The following is an 18,578-nucleotide window of genomic DNA, read 5'->3' as shown; positions in this document are numbered from 1 at the left end:
AGGCGCAATAGCACGTCGTTCACGGCGTGGATACGCGCCGTCACAGCGGGAATTCCCGTACGTTTTTGTTTCACACTGACGTATGTATGCGTGTCGGCACATTGGCTATGACCCCAATGTAGCCGAGCGCCCGAAACTGGCGGTTCGAGTGTCCGCCCACGCTGGAAACAGGGTGTGCCCACGCGGGAATCAAATAACAAGCACCGGGCGACCCGACCGAAGAAGTAACTCCGAGTCCGTTACCGTTGATTCGACCCCCGCCGGGCACAAACAACCACGAGGGTCGAACCCAACCGAGGATAGGAGTACCGGGGGCTTGGCACTCCCAGGAGACTGCCCACAGACCGGCCACTCACCGATTCTGACGGTGCGTTGGCTTGGTGATCTGCGAACCTGAAATTCCCAACTCAACGGTTCGGTGCCGTGGGATTCCTCCCGCGTTCACGCGGAGGAGGATGTCAAGTCGGTTCGAACCCGAACGACGTAATCTCCACGTCGCACGCTATTCGTTCGAAAATTCCGGTAAAACGATAGTTTCTCTCTGGCGGTTGTCGCCCGTCAGACCGATCGATACGGACCCAGTCGGGTACCGTCGAGCAGATATGTCTCACCTTCGGTCAGCCCCGCCGGAAGAAACGGCGAGAGAAACGACTGCTCTGGTAAATTCACCCAGGTACCGCCGACGAGGTCGTTGAACGCCGGGAGCACGACGATCCGGGGCGGACGCTCACCCGCCAGCCACGGCAGGGCCTCGTACTCGGGTCGCGGTCGAAACGGCCCCGGGTCGGCACGCCCGCGGAGCCACACGCGCTCGACGCGACTGCCACCGACCTCGTCCTCGAGCCGGACGCACGGGTGTTCGTGGCCGAGACAGAGAACGTCACACTCGAGGGCGTCCGCGGCGGGCCAGGTGTGTCCGTGACAGACGCCGATCCGATCGAGCGCGACGCCGGCGCCGGGAACGACGTCGATTTCCGGGAGCCGCTCGGCCGGGATGTCGGCCTCCGTGGCCAGCCAGTCGCCGATACCGCCGTCGTGGTTGCCCTTGACGACGGTCACCGAGAGCGACGCGGGGAGCGAGTCGAACAGCACCTCGAGTTCGCCGCGTTCGGTCCCGCCGGGATCACCGATGGAGTGCATCAGATCGCCGCAGACGACGAGTCTGTCGGCACCAGTTCGCTCGAGTAACGCCAGCAACCGTTCGCGGCGATCAGTTGCACGACTGGGGACGTCGACGCCCCGTTCGTACCGGAGTGCCGGCTCGTAGCCCGCGTGGTAGTCTGCGATTAGCAGTGCCAGATCGCCACCGATCGGTGCCGTGGCTGCGGGTTCGCCGGGGATCGGTTCGACGAGCGGGCGGTCACCCACGTCGATAGTCGCTGGTTCATCCGGTTCCCGAGGGGAGTCGGAGGACGGCTCAGACGGACTCGAGTCGTCCATCGGTCAGATCGCTTTCAGGACGCCGTCGTCGGGCTCGTAACACTGGCCACCCATCAGCGCGTCCTGGATCGCGTCCTCGACGGCCTCGCTCGAGGCGCCGGTGTTCTCGACCACCGACGCGACGAGTTCGTCGCGGTCGGCCCCGCTGCCGTCGTCGAGGTCGGTCATCGCGTCGACGACGTACGACTGGAGGTCGACGTCCTCGGCGACCTCGTCGGCGGCCGTGGATTCGTCGCTCTCGCCGGCGTCAGCAGTCTCGTCGGGATCGGACTCGGCGTCGGCCAGTTCGTCGTCTTCGATTTCGTCGTCCGTCTCGGGTTCGTCCGTGGATTCGAACGACGATTCCGGGGCCGAGTCGAGCGTGGCGTCGCCTGCCTCGAGCGTCGATTCGGGTGCAGTCTCGAGGTCGTCGCCAGCGTCCGCGCTCGAGTCGGCGCTCGCGTCCAGCGGATCGGCGTCCGCCGGTTCAGCGCTGGTCGCAGGGCTGTCGTCGGTCGTCGCCTCCGCTGCTGGCTCGGTCTCGAGTCCGGCGTCTCCGGGGTCGTCGACTTCGGCTCCGGTGGTGAACTCCGCGCCGAACTCGGCCTCGAGCTGTTCGCGTTCCTCGTCGTCCATCTCGTACATTCCGGGACCGAGGTCCTCGAGGTCGTCGTCAGGGTCCGCCTCGGCGTCCGCCTCTGAGTCGAACTCGATCGTCTCGGAGTCGGCGCTCGCACCCTCGTCGGCCGTTGGGACCGACGACTCGATTTCCGACGTCCCGGTCGGCTCGGTCGAGTCGGAGACCGTCGCGTCGCCCACTGAATCGTCCGCCGGGTCGCTCGCCGCGACCTCGTCGCTGTCGGTCGATTCGACAGGCGTCTCGACGCTGGCGGTCGGGACGTCGCCCGGTCCGCCGTCGTCCCCAGCGGGCTCCGGATCGTCGGTCGCGACGGGTTCTGGATCGTCGGTCGTCGTCTCGGCGGACGGCTCGGCCGAACCGGCGCGAGTTTCCACCTGTTCGGGACTCGAGTCAGCAACGGCATCGCCGGCTGGTTCCATCGCATCGCGTTCGTCCGCGGGAACTTCGCCCTCGAGTTCTGCTTCGACGTCGAGATCGAGATCCACGAGCCCCGACAGCGCCGCGAACGACGCGTCACCGGCGGGATTCGACTCGTCTGGACCGATCGACGGGGCCGTGACCTCCGTCCGATCTCCGGCGACGGATTCGACCGCCTCGAGCGCACACGCCTGGAGCGCTGTGAGGTAGTCGGGCGTCGTCCCGTAGTGGTCCTGAGCGAGCGGGATACCGGCGGCCAGTCCGCGGTCGACGCCAGCCTCGGCCAACGCGTCGGCAAGGTCGTCACCGCGTGCATCGATAGTGGCAGCGCTGGCGTAGGTGCCGATTCGCTCGAGGGTCCGTTCGGCCGCGCTGACGACCCAGCGATCGCGCGTCTCGGCGTCGACGGTCGCGATGCTCTCCGGACGGATCGATGTGTAGACGCGGTCACCGTCCTCGGGTTCGAAGGTCCGGGCCTTTCCGGTGACCGCGACGAACGCCGGTGGGGAGACCTGCTCTAAGAACGCCAGTTCGTCGGGCTGGTACTGGCCGGCGTAGACGACGAACGCGCCCGTCGGGTCGACGACGCGGGCGCGAACCATCTCCTCGTTGACGTCTGCGACTTCGGTGAGCGTCCCGACGACGAACACGCGGTTCGTCCGGGCACCGGTTGGCGTGACCACGTAGTTCGGGGCGCGCTCCTCGTCGCTCTCGGTGTGAGAGAGCGAGGCGTCGTCGTACTCGGCGGCGAACAGTCGGTAGGCGACCTCGCGGCTCGGAATCTCTTCGTCGCTCGCGTTCGTGTTCGTGCTCATGCTTCCACCTCCGCGTCGGCGGCGTCACGGTCGAGTTCATGGTCCTCGAGCAGGGCTCGAGCCCGCTTTTCTGGATCAGCTGCACTCTCGGCGAACGTCTCGGCGTCGAGGTTCGCGCCGTACTCGTCGACCGAGAGGTGTCCGCGGACGCGGTACTCGCGGCCGACGACCCGGTCGCGGATCGTATCGGCGACGACCGACTGGTCCATCGCCTCGCGGGCGGCCTCGAGTGCGTCCTCTAGGGTGCCGCCGTAGACCTGTTCTGTCAACTCGTCGTCGAGGACGACGGTAAGTGCGGCGGTACCGTCGTCGAGGATCGCCTTCACCCGAAGGTCGTCGACGCCGTCGACGCTGCCGTGGGTCCGGCACTGTCCCTTCTGGATGACCCGGTAGCACTCCGGACAGCGCTGGATGAGTCCGGAGCCGTCCCGGATCGCGATCACGTTCCCGACGAGTTCGACGTCGTAGATGCCGCCGGTTCGGATCGCTTCGCGGACGTTCATCGTCGTGGCATCCGCCCCGACGTCGATTTCGCGGTCCAGTTCGGCCACCGTCGAGAATTTCGAGACGTTCACCTCGGGAACGCCGCGGAATTCCTGGACGTATGCGTTCTCGATGCGAACGACGTTGCCCTCCTCGAGCGCCGGTGCCGGCTCCCAGTTCGTAAACGGAAGTCGGCCTGACTCGTCGCCGAGGACGCCGCTTTTGATCTCCGTCTCGCCGTCGCGACCGTCGATCGTCCGGCGTTCACACTCGAGGACGGTCACTTCCACGGTCACCGCGCGGTCGCCGGTCTGGAGGTCCGCGAGAGTGGCCTCGCCGCCGATGGCGTCGGCGTACGCCGCAGGGAGGTCGAGCGACTCGTCTTCGAACGAGATCGACGTGCTCTCCCCGAGGTTGAGTTCGGGTTCGCCGTCCCACTCGCGCACGGAGGCGTTGCCCGCGGTGATCGTCGTCCCTGGCTCGAGGCCGAAGTCCTCCCAGGCGGTGTAGTCGATCGTGCCGGTCTCGTCGGCGAGTCGACCTTCGACGATGACGTGATCGTCTCCCTGGTAGCGGATCGACCGCTCGCCCGCGGTCAGGACGACGCCGGTGACCGTCACGTTCCCGTCGTCGGGAGTGACGTCGGCGACGTCTCTGGCTGACGGCGCACTGCTGCTGGCGCTCGAGCCGTCGCCGTACTTGCGCCGGAGGCTGCCTTTGGCTTCGTCGATCGGGACGCTGTACTCCACGAGGTTCTGCAGGTCGGATTTGACCTCCTCTTTGTCGACACCGAGGTCGGAGGCGAGTTCCTCGGCATGATCGTCGAGTTCCATCACCGGACGTTCGGCCGGGGGCTTAAAAAGCGTTCCCGCAGCGGGGCGGAATTGAACCCGGGCACTGGTTGCGTGATTCGGTTGCGGTCCTGCCGCGATCCGTCGAACGTCTCACATTCATGTCGGCTCGGACAGGACAGTGGAGTATGGAACGAGTCGGTGCGGCCCTCGGTGGGCTGGCGTTCGTCGTCGCGATCTTCGGCGGCCTGATCGTCATCAGAATCCTGACACGAGCGCTGTATGCCGTGATCTGGTTCGCAGAGACGGTGGCGACGTTCGCGTTCGCGTTGTTGATCGGCTACGTGGTGTACCGAATCCTGCTCGGCTCGAGTGACGACCCACGACGGACGACCTGACAGCCCATCGAAGACCGTCGCGCCCCGCGAAAGCGACCCGCCGGTCCGTCGTCGCCTACAGCGACATGTGGCGAACGTCCGAGGACCCTATCCGGGTGGTTCTTTAGGGTCGGTCACCCAGCAGGCGTATGCACGTCGTCGTCAACGCCGCAATGAGCGCAGACGGCAAGCTCTCCTCGCACCGGCGAGAGCAGATCGCCATCAGCGGCGACGCCGATTTCGACCGCGTCGACCGCCTCCGTGCCGACAGCGACGCGGTCGTCGTCGGCGTCGGCACCGTCCTCGCGGACGACCCGCGCCTCACGGTCAAAGACGAGTCGTTGCGAGACGAGCGCCTCGAGCGCGGCGACCCCGCGAATCCCGCCCGCGTCGTCGTCGACTCCCGGGGACGGACGCCCCTCGAGGCCGAGATTCTCGACGACGAGGCCGCGACCTACGTCTGCCTGAGCGAGCGCGCGCCGATCGACCGACGGATGGAACTGTCCGACCGCGCCGACCTCGTCACCGCCGGCGAGGAGCGCGTCGACCTCCTCCGGGCGTTCGCCGCCTTAGAGCGCGAGGGGCTCGAGCAGGTCATGGTCGAGGGTGGCGGCGAACTTATCTTCTCGCTGTTCGAGGCGGGGCTGGTCGACGAACTCCGGGTGTTCGTCGGACCGAAAATCATCGGTGGACGGGACGCCCCGACGCTCGCCGACGGCGAAGGGTTCGTCGAGGAGTTCCCGACGCTCACGCTGGCGGAGGTCGCTCGAGTCGACGACGGCGTCTTGCTCGTCTGGCGCATCGCCGAATAGTCATCCGTTCGAACACCCGTCACACCTTTTGCCGGGCAAGCCTTCCCCCCGGTATGGAACGAGCGACGTTCGGCGGCGGCTGTTTCTGGTGTGTCGAGGCCGTCTTCTGTGAACTCGAGGGCGTCGAATCGGTCACGTCCGGCTACGCTGGCGGTCACACCGAAGATCCAACCTACGAGGCGGTCTGTCGGGGCGAGACCGGCCACGCGGAGGTCGTCCAGCTCGAGTACGATCCCGACGAAATCGGCTACGTGGACTTACTCGAGGTCTTCTTCTCGACCCACGATCCGACCACCGAGGATCGGGAGGGGCCCGATATCGGCTCGCAGTACCGGTCGGCGATCTACGCTCACGACGACGACCAGCTCGAGACGGCCGCGGCCTACGCCGCGAAACTCGAAGAAGAGGGCGTCTACGACCGGATCGTCACCGAGATCGAGCCGCTCGAGACCTTCCACGAGGCCGAGGACTATCACCAGAACTACTTCGAGAAGAATCCACAGGACGCCTACTGTCGAATGCACGCCGCACCAAAGGTTGAGAAAGTCCGCGAGCACTTCGCGGAATACGTCGCCGGTGCGACGCCGGAGTGAGCTGACTCGAGGATCGATCAACCGCATTCTCGAGACGCCCAACTGTAACTCGGGGAAGGAAAAGTATACAGGCGCTGGCTCCTGAGCCCGGGTGTACCCGACATGAACGACGAGTCGAGCGTCACCGACGCCCTCGAGCGAGTTCGTGAACGACGCCAGCAGAAACGCTGTCCCGACTGCGAGGCAGTGATCTCCATCCGGGGATTCGACGGCGAGTACTACTGGACCTGCCTCGAGTGTGCGGCCATCGGAATCGGCTACGCGACCCGTGGCGACGCCCTCGAGGGCGCGGTCGCCCGGCGCGAGCAGCGCTTCCACGGCGAGTGAGCCCCCGCCCTCAGTTCCCACTCGACGTACCCGGCGATTTCACCCCCGTTTCTTTAGCATCAGACGATGGTAGCACGGGCCGAGTAGACATGACACTGACCGAAATCGCAACGACAGACGTCGTGACGGCGAGTACGGACACAGACGCTCGAGAACTGCTCGAGATGATGGACGAGAAGATGGTCGGGAGCGTGGTCATCACCGACGGCGACGACATCGAGGGGATCGTCACCGATCGGTCGATCGCGCTCGAACTCAGGGAGGCAGACAGCCTCGACGACATCACAGCCGGGGACGTGATGACCGACTCACCGGTGACGATCGAGGACGACCACGGTCACTTCGAAGCGCTCGAGATGATGAGCGACGAGGGAATCCGTCGAATGCCGATCGTCGAGGATGGAGAACTGGCGGGCATCGTGACCCTCGACGACCTGGTGATGCTCACCGCTGCAGAGTTGAGCAACGCCTCCGACGTGATCGAACAGCAGGCTGGTCCGCGATAGATCGCGCGCCAGCGTGGGTAGTCGACGAGACGGCAGCGGTGTGACGCTCACACCGCCGTCGCGGTTACAGTTTTTGGGACACGGCTGCCCACATCCCGAGCATCCGCGACGTCGCGCGTCGAATCCGTACTCTGAAGCGGCGTCGCTCGTCGAGGTCGATCGCGACGCTTTCGAAATCCGCGACGTAGCGTGCCGTCCCGTGACCGGCAGCGACGGGCTCGAGTTCGGTCACCAGCGACGCCTCGGTCAACTGGTCGAGCTTCCGGTAGGTCGTCGACCGCGGCAGTCCCGTTTCAACAGCGATTTCCTCGGCCGTCATCGGCGTCTCGAGTGCGGTGACGATGGCTCGACAGCCGTCGTCGTCGAGCGCGCCGACGACCGACTCGATGGCGGGGGTCTCGTCGGCCGCTGACGGTTCGGACCACATAACGATGGGAACACGTGCGGGCTGGAACCTTAAGACGTTGACCCCCCGGTGGGCCTCCACGACGTGCTATCACGAAATCGATCACTCCAGCAGGCTGCCATCGGAGGGAACCCGTTATCACGTGGGCAATCCTGTAGCCGAATATGAACGAGACAGACGACGACCGGCCGCCGCGGGAAGCGGCTCTCGAGAACACGCCCGGGAAGGGAAAAACGCCCGAGGCCCAGCAGATCGAACCGGACGCGCCCGAAGAGTTCGGCCTCGTGCAGGTCTGGTGGGGCGACGGCAAAGGCAAGACGACGGCCACCCTCGGCATGGGAATGCGTGCGGCCGGCCACGGCTACCGCGTCCACGTCCTCCAGTTCATGAAAGGTGGTGCCTCGAGCGTCGAGGCCGTTCGCGGCGAGTACAACGCGATCGAGTCCCTGCCGGGGATGAGCTACGAGAACCTCGGTCACTACGGCTGGCACGGCATGGCCGACGGCAGCGACGAAGCCGACCACGAGGCACAGGCCACGGCGGGACTCGAGCGCGCACACGAGTTGCTCGCGGCGGCCACGGCGGCGGATCTCGCGGAGCCGATCGACCTCGACGCGCCGCCCGAAGCGGGGATGCACATGCTGATTCTCGACGAGGTGCTGTACGCCGCCGACCGGGGGCTGCTCGGCGAGGACGACGTCCTCGACCTCCTCGACGCAAAGCCCGAAGGCCTCGAACTGGTGCTCTCGGGGAGTCACGAGGAACCGGCGTACCTCGAGGATCGCGCGGATCTGGTCACGAACGTCCGCAAGGTGGCCCACCCGATCGAGGACGGCCAGCGCGCCCGACGTGGAACGGAGTACTGACCGCTCACGGCTCGAGAGGTCCAGCAGGACCTGCTATCGGCGTGCCAGCACCGTTATTACCGATCGCTGACGACGTTGGGTCGATCGATGGCCGCTATACGAGTCGATGGGCTCTCGAAAGCGTTCGGCACCGTTCGCGCAGTCGACGGCATGAGCTTCACCGTCGACCGCGGTGAGCTGTACGGCTTCCTCGGACCGAACGGGGCCGGAAAGACCACCACGATCCGGGCGCTGACCGGCCAGATCCGCCCAGACGCGGGCACCATCTCGGTGCTCGAGACGGACCCGGTGGCCGACCCGCTCGAGACGCGCCGCCGGGTCGGTATTCTCCCCGAGCGCGGAACGCCACCGAGTTTCCTCACCCCGCGTGAGTTCCTCTCGTTCGTCGGCCGGATTCGCGAAATGAATCCGGACGTCGTCGACTACCAGATCGATCAGTGGGCCGATCGACTCGCCTTCGAGAACAAACTCGAGACGCTCCACACGGACCTCTCGCGCGGCCAGCAACAGAAAGTGATGCTCGCGCAGGCGTTCCTGCACGAACCCGACGTGGTCCTGATCGACGAGCCGCTTGCGAACCTCGATCCGATCGTCCAGGAGCAGGTCAAGCGATTCCTCCACCAGTACGCCGAAGACAACGCCGTCTTCGTCTCGACGCACAACGTCGACGTCGCCGAGGAGATCTGCACCCGCGTCGGCATCGTCACCGACGGCCGTCTCGTCGCCGAGTGCGACCCACAGGCCGACGAGCAACCGCTGCTCGAGACGTTCCTCGAGCACGTCGGTGCGGCGGGTGCGAGAGATACGCCCGAGATCGAGTCACTCGAACCATGACCGACGGTGAGACGGCTGTGAGTCGACTTCGACGGCGTCGAGCGGTAACGGTATTCGTCGCGCTCGCACGCGAGGAGTGGCGACTCCACACCCGCCTGTTCGGCGGCTGGCGCTTCCTCGCCTTCCCGGCACTGATCGCCGCCCTCGTCGTCGGTGCAACCGCCGCGCTGCTCGAGACCGGGACCGCCGCGGAGACGATTCTGGTGGGGCTGCACGTCCTCGCGCTCGGCTTCGGCCTCTACAGCGGGACCGCGGGCTTCGCGGGCTCGGACCTGCTCGAGAACGTCTTCGGCGACCTCACGCTGGTGCTCTCGACACCGGAAGTGCTGCCGCTCTCCCGTCGGTGGCTTCTCGGTGCGTTCCTCGTGAAAGACGCCCTGTTCTACGCCGTCGCGTTCGTGTTGCCGATGGCGACGGCCGCGGTGCCGCTGGCAGGTGTGGAAGACGGAACCGGCATCGGCACGCTCGCGACGACGGCCGCGGCCGGCGCGCTCGTGACGCTCTGGCTCTCGCTCTCGCTCGTCTTCGTCGCCGGAATGACCGCGACAGTGGCGTTGATCGCCCTGCGAACCCGCGGCGTTCCGCCGTGGGCCCTCGCCGGACTCGTCGCCTCGGTTCTCGTGGGTAGCTGGGCGCTCGAGGCGGTCCACGTCCTCGTCGCGTTCGTCGTCCCGGTGACGTCACCGCCCGCTGCGGTCGCTGCACTGGCACTCGGGACGCTCGTCGTCGCCGTCGGCTCGCTGTGGCGCTACGACCCGACGTACGCCCGACCCGACAGGACCGCGACCGATCGGTTCGCCCGACTGGCCGACGCGCTCCCCGTCGGCGACGACGCGCTGGTCTCGAAGACGCTGCTCGACCTCGCGCGCTCCTCGGGCGGCGTCTGGAAGCCCTTCGTCTCCGCCGCCATCTTGCTCGCACTCGTGGCTGCTCTCGTCGGTCTCGTCGGGGAGATTACGGGCACCGAACCCGCACCCGGCATCTTCTTCGGCGGCGTGCTCGGGCTGACGGCCTTTACGACCTACAACTGGCTCACCCAGTTCGACTCCCTCGAGGCCTACCTCGTCTACCCGGTCGACGTCGCGTCCGTCTTCCGGGCCAAGCGAACCGCGTTCGTCCTCGTGGGCACGCCCGCGGCGGGCCTGCCCTACCTCCTCGCGGTCGTCTGGTTCGACGCGACGGTTCTCGACGCCATCGTCGGGGCCATCCTGCTTGCTGGCTTCGGCCTGTACTACTACGGCCTCACCGTCTCCGTCGCCGGCTTCGATCCCAACGAGTTCCTCTTCGACGTCGTTCGCTTCGCCACGTTCACCGTCGGCGTCGCCGTCGCGCTCGTCCCCGCGCTCGTCGTCGGCTTCGTCGTCGTGCCGCCCTCGCTCGAGTCGGCCGCTGCTCTCACCGCGATGGGACTTGCCTTCGGCGCAGTCGGGTACGTCTGCTCGAGTCGCGCCGGGCCGCGCTGGGACGAGCGGTATCGGGCTGGCTGATCGATCCTGTTTGCTCTGGCTTTAACTCGACCTAGGACGCCGCGTCTCGAGAGGGCCCACCGTCGGCGTAGCGGTTCCAAGCGACGGCGACGACGATTCCACCCCACGCGAGCGGGACGACCAGCGCGGGCGGGAGCGAGGCGTCGGTGACCATCGCGAGATACGGCCACGCGAGGCCAAGTGCGACCAAGACCAGTCCGTACGCGGCGACGCCCAGGACTCGCCGGGGCTGATCCCGGTGTCGTCGGTACGTCGTGTACGCGAGGTAGAGGGTGAACGGTAGCAACCCGGCGAGTTTCGCGACGAACTCGAAAAACGGACCGAAATCCCACATCGTGCCGAGGTTCTGCGTCGACGTAACGTAGCGTTCGCCGTCGTCCTCGACGACGCCGTATGACGGTGACTTCGAGTTGGCCGAGTCGAACCCGTGTGAGGGGAAATCGGGGCGTTCTGCGTACGAGTCACAGACCACGAGTTCGTCGATGCAGACGTCGATGTCGACGCGCTGCCAGCCGGAATCGGCTTCCGCCTCGGTCGCCTCGGCGAAGACTCGCTGGGTCTCGGGCGACAGGCTGTCGACTGCCGTCGCGCGGTCGGCCTCGAGGTCTGCCCGGTCGACCGTCTCGTCGAACGTCTCCGTCGATTCGTGGGCGACGCCGTAGGTCGGCGTGACCCCTTCGTACGGGCTCACGTACGCAGGGAGACCGAGGCTGCCCACGAGGAGAAGACAGACGACTGCAGCGAACACCGTCACCAGCCTCGAGTCCACGTTCATTCGATCCGATACTGACAGCCGTTCAATAAGTACTTTCTGTGGTCGTCGGTCCGGCGTCAGGAATCGACAGGACGATAGCCCACGCACAGCGAGTGTCGACAATCGAATGACACGGACTCGGACGATCCTCGTCGCCGGTACGGCCAGCCACGTCGGCAAGTCGACCGTGGCGGCGGGCCTCTGCCGGCACCTGGCTGACCAGGGCGTTTCCGTCGCCCCGTTCAAGGCCCAGAACATGAGCAATAACGCGCGCGTCGTGGTTCGGCCCGACGCCGCAGGTGACGACGCCGATGACGATGACGTCGACGCGAGTGAGAGCGCCGACGCATCCACAGACAGGTGGGGCGAGATCGGCGTCTCCCAGTTCGTCCAGGCTCGAGCGGCCCGAACCACCCCGACGACCGACTGCAATCCCGTCTTGCTCAAACCCCGCGGCGACGGCGAGAGCCAGCTCGTCGTCCAGGGCCGGGCGCTCACGCACCTGTCGGCCGGAAGCTACTACGACGAGTACTGGCACCGCGCCCGCGAGGCCGCGGAAAAATCTTACGAGCGACTCGCGGCCGACCACGACGTGATCGTCGCCGAAGGTGCCGGAAGCATCGGCGAGATCAACCTCCACGACCGTGATCTGGCGAACGTCGAGGCAGCCGAGTTCGCCGACGCCGAGATCCTGTTGCTCGTCGACATCGAACGCGGCGGCGCGTTCGCCAGCCTCTACGGGACGCTCGAACTCATGCCCGACCACCTTCGCGAACGCGTGATCGGCACCGCGATCACGAAGTTCCGCGGCGACGCCTCGCTGCTCGAGCCCGGAATCGACGAGATCGAAGACAGGACAGGGGTGCCCGTCCTCGGCGTCCTGCCCTACGCCGATCCCGGCCTTCCAGAAGAAGACAGCGTCGGCCTCCCGGACGTGAGCGAACGCGGTGTCCGCGGCGACGACGACGGCGTGCCGGCCGACCAGCGAATTCGCATCGGTGTTCCCCGCCTTCCCCGTATCTCCAACGCGACCGACCTCGAGGCCCTCGCCGGGGAACCGGGCGTGTCGGTCGCCTATCTGCCCGTCGATCCCGAGAAACCGGTCTCGGCACAGGGTCAGAGTCCGCTCGCAGACGCCGACGCCGTCGTCCTCCCGGGCACGAAGAACACTGTCGACGACCTGCGAGCGCTTCGCGAGGCGGGCTATCAGGACGCCCTCGAGCGATTCGACGGGCCGACCGTCGGCCTCTGTGGCGGCTACCAGGTACTCGGCGAGCGCCTCACGAACGCCGCACTCGAGGGAACAGACGAGCAGGACGAACTCGAGGGACTGGGTCTCCTCCCGGTCGAGACGCAATTCGAACCCGACAAGCACGTCGAGCAGGCGACGGTGCCGGTCGACGGTGAGGCCTCACCGTTGCTCGCCGGGGCGTCGGGAACGGCCTCGGGCTACGAGATCCACGCCGGTCGAACGCGACCGATTTCCGGGGCCGACGTGACCCGACCGCTCGGCGACTCGAGTGCCGCCTGCGGAGTCGTGCTCGGCACCTACCTCCACGGCGTATTCGACGAAGCGCACGTCCGCGAGGCGTTCCTCGCGGCCGTCGCCCGACACGCTGGTGTCGACTGGCCGCCAGCGGCCGACAGTACGGGTGACGGACCCGTCGATGGCGGAGACGACGGACCTGCTACCGATTCGGTCGACGGAACGGGGAGGCTCGACGGTGCGACGCCGTACGATCGAGCAGCGACGCTGGTTCGCGAGCACGTCGATCTCGCGGCGCTCGGAGAGCCGTTCCGTTGACGTTCGACTGGACTGTGCCGGTCCGCGAGAAAGTGAGTCAGGCCGTCAACTCGAGTTGTTCCGGTAGGTACCGAGCAGTTCCTCGAGGATGATACACTCCTGGTCGGTTGAGTCGTAGTGGGTGTCGATGAACCGTTCTGCGGCCTCGTAGTTGCCCCGGAGGCCGTGTTTCCGGACGGTGATGACCGCGTCGAGGAAGAAGGTTCCACCGTCGGTTCCCAGGGCCTTGGCGTGATCTGCACGTGAGATGTCGAGTTCACTCTTGATCTCGTCGAAGTTGAATGTCTTGACGTCGTGATCGGGATTGACGAGCGTGAGGACGTACTCCGCGGAAAACCGGTAGAACTCGGATTTGCTCTCGAACATACCGTCTTGGACGAGGGCGTCGATCTCCTCGACGACCTCGTCCGGATATCTGACGGTATCTTTAGCCATACCGAGTGATATTTCACTCTTCAGTAATCACTGTTTCGGGAACCCACGCGTCCTGACGGTCCACGGGCTGTGCGGACTCGGGCATCAACTACCCACAAATTTAATATTTACCAGAACGAAGCGTGGGACGCTATGGCAGACGAAGACGAGATCCGAGAGCAGATGATCGAGGCGTTCGAGGGAGCCGACTATCCGATTTCCAGTCCGATGGACCTGGTTCCGGCACTGCCCGACGGTCCCGGAACGAAGTTCGAGTCGGGTGACTTCTCGATGACCGCGATGGAACTGAACACCAAGACCTCCGGCGGCGACTTCCCGTACGACGACGTCGAGTCGTTCGTCGACGACGTCGTCGAAGACCTTAAAGATCAGGGCGAAATCTAACCGAAACGAACCCTGTACCGGTCACAGACAGTCATTCTCGTACGATCGCACTGCGGTGTGCGATCGGACTCAAAACTACGCCAGCGGTAACTGCCGTCCTGCCGACCCAGAACGACCGGGTTCGTTCGTGACTGGCTGGCCGGTAGTCGTGTCGACGAACCACTATACTTTTATTTCGGAGCGTAGTCGATTGATTACGACGCCGACGCAGCCAGCGACTGTATTCCGGCGCTTTCGAGACGCATGGAAGGTGACACCCCGACGGACCTGTTGATCATCGAGACGGGCGAGAAGAGCCATCTTCGGCCCCAGATCGAGGAGTCGGACTGGTCGGTCGCCGAGACGGCCGTCGCCGAACTCGAGTCGGCACTCGCCCGTTGTGATCCGACGGCTGTCGTGATCGAACTCGAGCACCCGGAGCGGGTCCGAGATTGTCTCGAACGGATCCACGAGTCCGGCACTCAGGTGACGGTCGTCGCACCACCGACGGGATCGGAAGCCGTCGCTGCGGCAGCCCTCCGCGGTGGTGCAACCGAATACGCCCCGCTCGAGTGCGAGGACGCCGTCGAACGAGTTAGTGACGCCGTCGCCACCGGAGTCGACCCGACGGCCGAGCAAGACGGTGACGACGATGAGGCCCCCTCCTACCACCGGATTATCGCGAACGAACTGCCGGACGAAGCGTTCGTCGTCGACGAAGATGGCACCTATCTCGAGGCGAAAGTCAGACCCGAGTCAGCCGACCTCTACACCGTCAGTGCCGACGAACTGATCGGGAGTCGACTGACCGAGGCCTTTCCGCAGGACGTGGCCGACCGACTCCGGGCGTGTCTCGAGCGAGCGATCGAGACTGGCGAGGTGCAGTCGATCGAGTACGCGGCGGAGACGACCGGGGGAACTCGCCAGTTCGAGGCGCGCGTCGTGCCGACGGCCGAGCGAATCGACGGCCGGCGCGCCGTCGTCTGGCTGGCCCGCGACATCACCGAGCGCGTCAGGCGCGAACGCGAGTTGCGCTCGCGCCAGACCGAACTCGAGACGCTGAATCGGATCAACGCGGTCGGCCAGCAGGTGATCGAGACCCTCGTCGAGATGCCCGGCCAGAACGCAATCGAACGCGACGTCTGTGCTCAGCTCGTCGACTCTGAGCTCTACTGTGGCTCCTGTATCGCCGAACTCGGCCCGGACGGCGAACTCGTCTACCGGACCGGCGAGGGCGAGGCGACGACCTACCTCGGGCGGATCCGCGAGATGGGGCTCGACGGTGAGTGTCCCACCCGATGGGCCGCCCAGTCTGCGGACGTCGAGACGGTCACGCACGTCCTCGAGACCGAACCGCTTCCGGATCCCCTCCAGTCGGCTGCCCGCGAGGACGACGTCGGGGCGGTGATCTCCGTTCCCATCAAACACGAGGATACGACCTACGGAGTTCTCACGGTGCTGTCGGGACGCGAGGACGCGTTTTCCGACAACGAAGAGGAGGCCTTCGCCCTGTTCGGCGAGATCATCGGCTTTACCATCATGTCGATCAGGAATCGCCAGTTGCTATTTTCAGATTCCATCGTCGAACTGGAGTTCCGGATCGACGGCGGCGACACCTTCTCGTTCGATCTCACGGAACGGTACGACTGTACGTGTTCACTCGAGTGGACGGGAACGACGACCAGCGGCCAGACCTTCCAGTACGTCACCGTCGAAGGACTGGACGGAACGACGGTTCTCGAGGAGGCGGCCGATCACGAGTCGGTCGAGACGTGTCGACTGATCCACGACGGCGGCGACCAGTGTACGATCGAGATGCGCCTCGAGCGCTCGGGGGTCAGGACGCTCTCGAATCACGGCGTGACGATTCGGGACGTCTCCGTCGAGGGCGGCGTTGGGACCTGCCTCGTGGAGGTCTCACCCGACGCGGACGTCCGTGAGATCGCAGACGCCCTCGGGAGCATCTACGAAAACACGGAACTCGTCGCCAGACGGACGGTCGACCGGGCGGTGCAGACGGCCGCCGAACGGCGCAAACGCATCCTCGACGAACTCACCGATCGACAGCTCACGACGATCCGGCTTGCCTACTACGGCGGCTACTTCGAGTGGCCCCGCCAGAGCACTGGCGAAGAGATCGCCGAAGCGATGGACGTCTCTGCTCCGACGATGCACCAGCACCTGCGGAAAGGACTGAAGACGATCCTCGGTGAGTTCTTCGAGGACGGCGGTGGGACGTACCGGTAGTCGCTGTAGACGCCCAGATGGGGCTCGCTACCCTGATTCGAGTCTCACTCCCGTGGCCGGCGGGGCCGTGTATCGACGGCCCACGCGCGCTCGTCGTCGACCCGGATCTCGAGCCACGGCGGCGCGCCGTCGAGGGCGATCCGTTCGACCAACACCAGCCGGCCAGCGGCGTCCTCGAACAGGTGTCGCTCCGGGCGCTGCTGACTGAGACAGTGCCGCCAGGTCCCGCGGTCGAGTCGCCGCTCGAGTTGCCAGTCGGTGTAGTGGGTGCCGTCGGAACTGGCGTAGAGCGCCCCGACGGCAGTAGTGTGTGCGCCACGGGCGGTGCTGGAGACGTCACCGCCGGAATCGATCTTGGGTTCCCGGGACGGACGATTGCTGACGTCTGCACCGTCTGTCGCCTCCCCCGCTTCGGTGGAGTCGCCGGCGTCGTTAGCCTCGTCGGCAGTCACCGCACTCACCTCCGCTCGAGCCAGCGGCCACGTCACGGTGGTCCCACGCCACCCACGTCGCCGTCTCGGAAGGGTTCTCGTCCGGCACCGATCTGCAGAACGTCTGCACCACTCGATCCGTCGACGTGTCCATGATCGTTCGGTCGACGTGATCGGCCATCGGCGCTCGGGTTCACATACCCAATAGTTAAGCGGTCGTGAGAGTCAGTGCGTCGGGAACGAACGGGTTCCTGAGACCCGGTAATTCAGAACAGAAAGCGAGACGAGACCGGCGGCCGGGGAGGCTTACTCGTTCGAGTCGTCCGATTCGTCGTCTCCGCGAGCGAAACTGGCCTGTGCATTGGCAGCGTCGTCGGCACCGCCAGCGGTCGGCCCCTCGATGAGCGCTTCGAAGTCGTCGGCCTCGTCGTACTGGTCCTGATAGACCAGTGCAGCCTTGCCGAGGGGGGTGATCTCGTAGAGTCCCGAGCGTTCGGCGGGGCCGATTTTGCGAACGAGGCCGTAGTCTTCGAGAACGGGGAGACGGGTGTTGATATTCTTGCGGCTCTTGCCGGTGTGGGCCGCGAGGTTCGTCGCGACGTTGCGTCCTTTGTCCTCTAGGGCTTCCAGGATGAGGAAGTCAGTTGGTTGGCGGAGTTTCACTCGTGGTCACTCTCGTGATGAGGGTATATTTCCACTGGTAACTAATACTTTCGGGCCGACGGTCGCTGTATCAGGTAGAGATATTTGCCAATAATTCGACCGTGAACGTACCCTGCTGGAACCGACGACGCGTTCTAGGCCGTGGCTACCCCCGGTGGGTCGCCGTCGGTCAGGTCGGGTGTCGATCCAGCACGGCGATGGCCTCGAGCCAGCGCAGGAATCGGGCGACAGCTTCGGGGTCGGGAACCCGGCACGAGGCGGCGGTGTCGCCGTCTTCACCCACGTAGACGCCGATCCCGTCGGGGTGGATCGCCCGGAAGGCCGACTCGTCTGTCACGTCGTCGCCGACGTAAATGGTCACCGTCCCGGGTGGACTGTCGGCAGCGAGCAACCTGACCGCGTTCCCTTTCCCCCACGGGATCGCCGGCCCGATCTCGAGGATCTGTTTGCCGGTCGAGACCTCGAGCGCGTCGCCGGCGAACCGGTCGACCAGCCGGTGGGTGGTTTCACGGACAAATCCGTGGAAGGCGGGCGGTACGGTCCTGACGTGGACGGTAGCGGTGAGCCGTTTGTTCTCGATCCCGACGTTCGGGATCTGCGCCGTTGCCGACTCGAGGGCCGTACAGACCGCATCGACCTGTCGTGCGCGTTTCCGAGCGATCGGGTGGACGGCGACCGGCTCGTCGGTCGCTTCACGCCCGTTGGCTCCCCCGTGGCAACCGTGGCTCGTCGGTCCCTCACGGTCGTCGGGACCGTCTCGTGCGAGCTCGAGCCCGTGATTCCCGGCGTACAACCGCGGTCCGTCGATCCGTTCGCGGACGTCTGCGAGCGCGCGGCCACTGACGACCGCCGTCGTGACGTCTACGGCGTCTGTGAGAGCTTCGACGGCCGTCTCGGCCTCCGGAAGCGGCATTGCCTCGTCGGGCTCTTCGACGATGGGGGCCAGCGTCCCGTCGAAGTCGAGACAGACGAGCAGGTGGCGCGCCTCGGCGATTCGCCCTCTGAGTGCGTCTCGGCGCTCCTCGAGTGGCGGTGTGAACGCGTCGTCGTCGGGGATGTCGTCGGTCGCTGTTACAGGCATGGACGTGCGTTCGGGTCCTGGGTCGGG

20 protein-coding genes are annotated in these 18,578 nt (G+C 65.9%); 11 read left to right on the top strand and 9 right to left on the bottom strand.

The window, feature by feature from the left end; genetic code table 11:
* Positions 1–558 precede the first annotated feature (558 nt).
* The 3 genes from B1756_RS02285 to B1756_RS02275 all read right to left on the bottom strand — a co-directional run bounded on the left by B1756_RS02285 (position 559) and on the right by B1756_RS02275 (position 4,607).
* Positions 559–1,368: a metallophosphoesterase gene (locus B1756_RS02285; RefSeq protein WP_394340691.1), complete on the bottom strand. Its 810-nt coding sequence runs from the start codon at positions 1,366–1,368 to the stop codon at positions 559–561.
* 75 nt (positions 1,369–1,443) lie between these two features.
* Positions 1,444–3,291, bottom strand: a complete 1,848-nt coding sequence (locus B1756_RS02280) for a hypothetical protein (RefSeq protein WP_086887083.1) — start codon at positions 3,289–3,291, stop codon at positions 1,444–1,446.
* Positions 3,288–4,607 (bottom strand): Single-stranded DNA binding protein, encoded by a 1,320-nt coding sequence (locus B1756_RS02275; RefSeq protein WP_086887082.1) that lies wholly within the window; start codon positions 4,605–4,607, stop codon positions 3,288–3,290. Before B1756_RS02275 ends, B1756_RS02280 begins: the two co-directional genes overlap by 4 nt.
* Positions 4,608–4,753: 146 nt before the next feature.
* Between B1756_RS02275 and B1756_RS02270 the strand changes: the two genes are divergently transcribed.
* The 5 genes from B1756_RS02270 to B1756_RS02250 all read left to right on the top strand — a co-directional run bounded on the left by B1756_RS02270 (position 4,754) and on the right by B1756_RS02250 (position 7,180).
* Positions 4,754–4,963, top strand: coding sequence for a hypothetical protein (locus B1756_RS02270; RefSeq protein ID WP_086887081.1), 210 nt, complete (start codon positions 4,754–4,756; stop codon positions 4,961–4,963).
* A 128-nt stretch (positions 4,964–5,091) separates the two neighbouring features.
* Positions 5,092–5,754 (top strand): 2,5-diamino-6-(ribosylamino)-4(3H)-pyrimidinone 5'-phosphate reductase, encoded by a 663-nt coding sequence (locus B1756_RS02265; protein WP_086887080.1) that lies wholly within the window; start codon positions 5,092–5,094, stop codon positions 5,752–5,754.
* 53 nt (positions 5,755–5,807) lie between these two features.
* A complete protein-coding gene (gene msrA / locus B1756_RS02260; protein ID WP_086887079.1) occupies positions 5,808–6,347 on the top strand; it encodes a peptide-methionine (S)-S-oxide reductase MsrA in 540 nt (179 codons plus the stop codon).
* A 102-nt stretch (positions 6,348–6,449) separates the two neighbouring features.
* On the top strand, positions 6,450–6,674 hold the full coding sequence (locus tag B1756_RS02255; protein WP_086887078.1) for a hypothetical protein: 225 nt from the start codon (positions 6,450–6,452) through the stop codon (positions 6,672–6,674).
* An 89-nt stretch (positions 6,675–6,763) separates the two neighbouring features.
* A complete protein-coding gene (locus B1756_RS02250; protein WP_086887077.1) occupies positions 6,764–7,180 on the top strand; it encodes a CBS domain-containing protein in 417 nt (138 codons plus the stop codon).
* A gap of 64 nt (positions 7,181–7,244) precedes the next feature.
* Here the strand turns inward: B1756_RS02250 and B1756_RS02245 are convergent, their stop codons facing one another.
* Positions 7,245–7,607, bottom strand: coding sequence for a winged helix-turn-helix domain-containing protein (locus B1756_RS02245; protein ID WP_086887076.1), 363 nt, complete (start codon positions 7,605–7,607; stop codon positions 7,245–7,247).
* A gap of 143 nt (positions 7,608–7,750) precedes the next feature.
* On the opposite strand from B1756_RS02245, the gene B1756_RS02240 reads away from it, so the two are divergent.
* The 3 genes from B1756_RS02240 to B1756_RS02230 all read left to right on the top strand — a co-directional run bounded on the left by B1756_RS02240 (position 7,751) and on the right by B1756_RS02230 (position 10,773).
* Positions 7,751–8,452: a cob(I)yrinic acid a,c-diamide adenosyltransferase gene (locus tag B1756_RS02240; RefSeq protein WP_086887075.1), complete on the top strand. Its 702-nt coding sequence runs from the start codon at positions 7,751–7,753 to the stop codon at positions 8,450–8,452.
* Positions 8,453–8,539: 87 nt separating this feature from the next.
* Positions 8,540–9,286, top strand: coding sequence for an ABC transporter ATP-binding protein (locus tag B1756_RS02235; RefSeq protein WP_086887074.1), 747 nt, complete (start codon positions 8,540–8,542; stop codon positions 9,284–9,286).
* On the top strand, positions 9,283–10,773 hold the full coding sequence (locus B1756_RS02230) for a hypothetical protein (protein WP_086887073.1): 1,491 nt from the start codon (positions 9,283–9,285) through the stop codon (positions 10,771–10,773). The genes B1756_RS02235 and B1756_RS02230 overlap by 4 nt, the downstream gene beginning before the upstream one ends.
* A 31-nt stretch (positions 10,774–10,804) precedes the next feature.
* Here B1756_RS02230 and B1756_RS19295 read toward each other — a convergent pair whose 3' ends face one another.
* A complete protein-coding gene (locus tag B1756_RS19295) occupies positions 10,805–11,548 on the bottom strand; it encodes a hypothetical protein (RefSeq protein ID WP_086887072.1) in 744 nt (247 codons plus the stop codon).
* A 106-nt stretch (positions 11,549–11,654) separates the two neighbouring features.
* Between B1756_RS19295 and B1756_RS02220 the strand changes: the two genes are divergently transcribed.
* Positions 11,655–13,331 carry a cobyric acid synthase gene (locus tag B1756_RS02220; RefSeq protein WP_086887071.1) on the top strand — a complete coding sequence of 559 codons (1,677 nt, stop codon included), beginning with the start codon at positions 11,655–11,657 and terminating at the stop codon, positions 13,329–13,331.
* A gap of 45 nt (positions 13,332–13,376) precedes the next feature.
* Here B1756_RS02220 and B1756_RS02215 read toward each other — a convergent pair whose 3' ends face one another.
* The gene (locus B1756_RS02215) at positions 13,377–13,766 is read right to left on the bottom strand and encodes a ribbon-helix-helix domain-containing protein (RefSeq protein ID WP_086887070.1); all 390 of its coding nucleotides are present in this window, start codon (positions 13,764–13,766) and stop codon (positions 13,377–13,379) included.
* A 132-nt stretch (positions 13,767–13,898) separates the two neighbouring features.
* Here B1756_RS02215 and B1756_RS02210 point away from each other — a divergent pair, with 132 nt between their 5' ends.
* Together B1756_RS02210 and B1756_RS02205 are read left to right on the top strand one after the other, a co-directional pair.
* Entirely contained in the window at positions 13,899–14,150 is a 252-nt protein-coding gene (locus B1756_RS02210) for an MTH865 family protein (protein ID WP_086887069.1), read from the top strand.
* Between the two features lie 243 nt (positions 14,151–14,393).
* Positions 14,394–16,376 carry a bacterio-opsin activator domain-containing protein gene (locus tag B1756_RS02205; protein ID WP_086887068.1) on the top strand — a complete coding sequence of 661 codons (1,983 nt, stop codon included), beginning with the start codon at positions 14,394–14,396 and terminating at the stop codon, positions 16,374–16,376.
* 44 nt (positions 16,377–16,420) lie between these two features.
* Here B1756_RS02205 and B1756_RS02200 read toward each other — a convergent pair whose 3' ends face one another.
* The 3 genes from B1756_RS02200 to otsB form a co-directional block, all read right to left on the bottom strand.
* Entirely contained in the window at positions 16,421–16,864 is a 444-nt protein-coding gene (locus B1756_RS02200; protein ID WP_228434436.1) for a hypothetical protein, read from the bottom strand.
* A 249-nt stretch (positions 16,865–17,113) separates the two neighbouring features.
* Complete coding sequence (locus tag B1756_RS02190; RefSeq protein WP_086887066.1) at positions 17,114–17,470, bottom strand: winged helix-turn-helix domain-containing protein; 357 nt, start codon at positions 17,468–17,470, stop codon at positions 17,114–17,116.
* Between the two features lie 169 nt (positions 17,471–17,639).
* Complete coding sequence (otsB, locus tag B1756_RS02185) at positions 17,640–18,551, bottom strand: trehalose-phosphatase (RefSeq protein WP_086890000.1); 912 nt, start codon at positions 18,549–18,551, stop codon at positions 17,640–17,642.
* Between the last annotated feature and the right edge of the window lie 27 nt (positions 18,552–18,578).

The organism is Natrarchaeobaculum aegyptiacum (genome assembly GCF_002156705.1).
Lineage (GTDB): Archaea > Halobacteriota > Halobacteria > Halobacteriales > Natrialbaceae > Natrarchaeobaculum > Natrarchaeobaculum aegyptiacum.
This window is presented reverse-complemented; position numbering and strand designations above follow the sequence as displayed.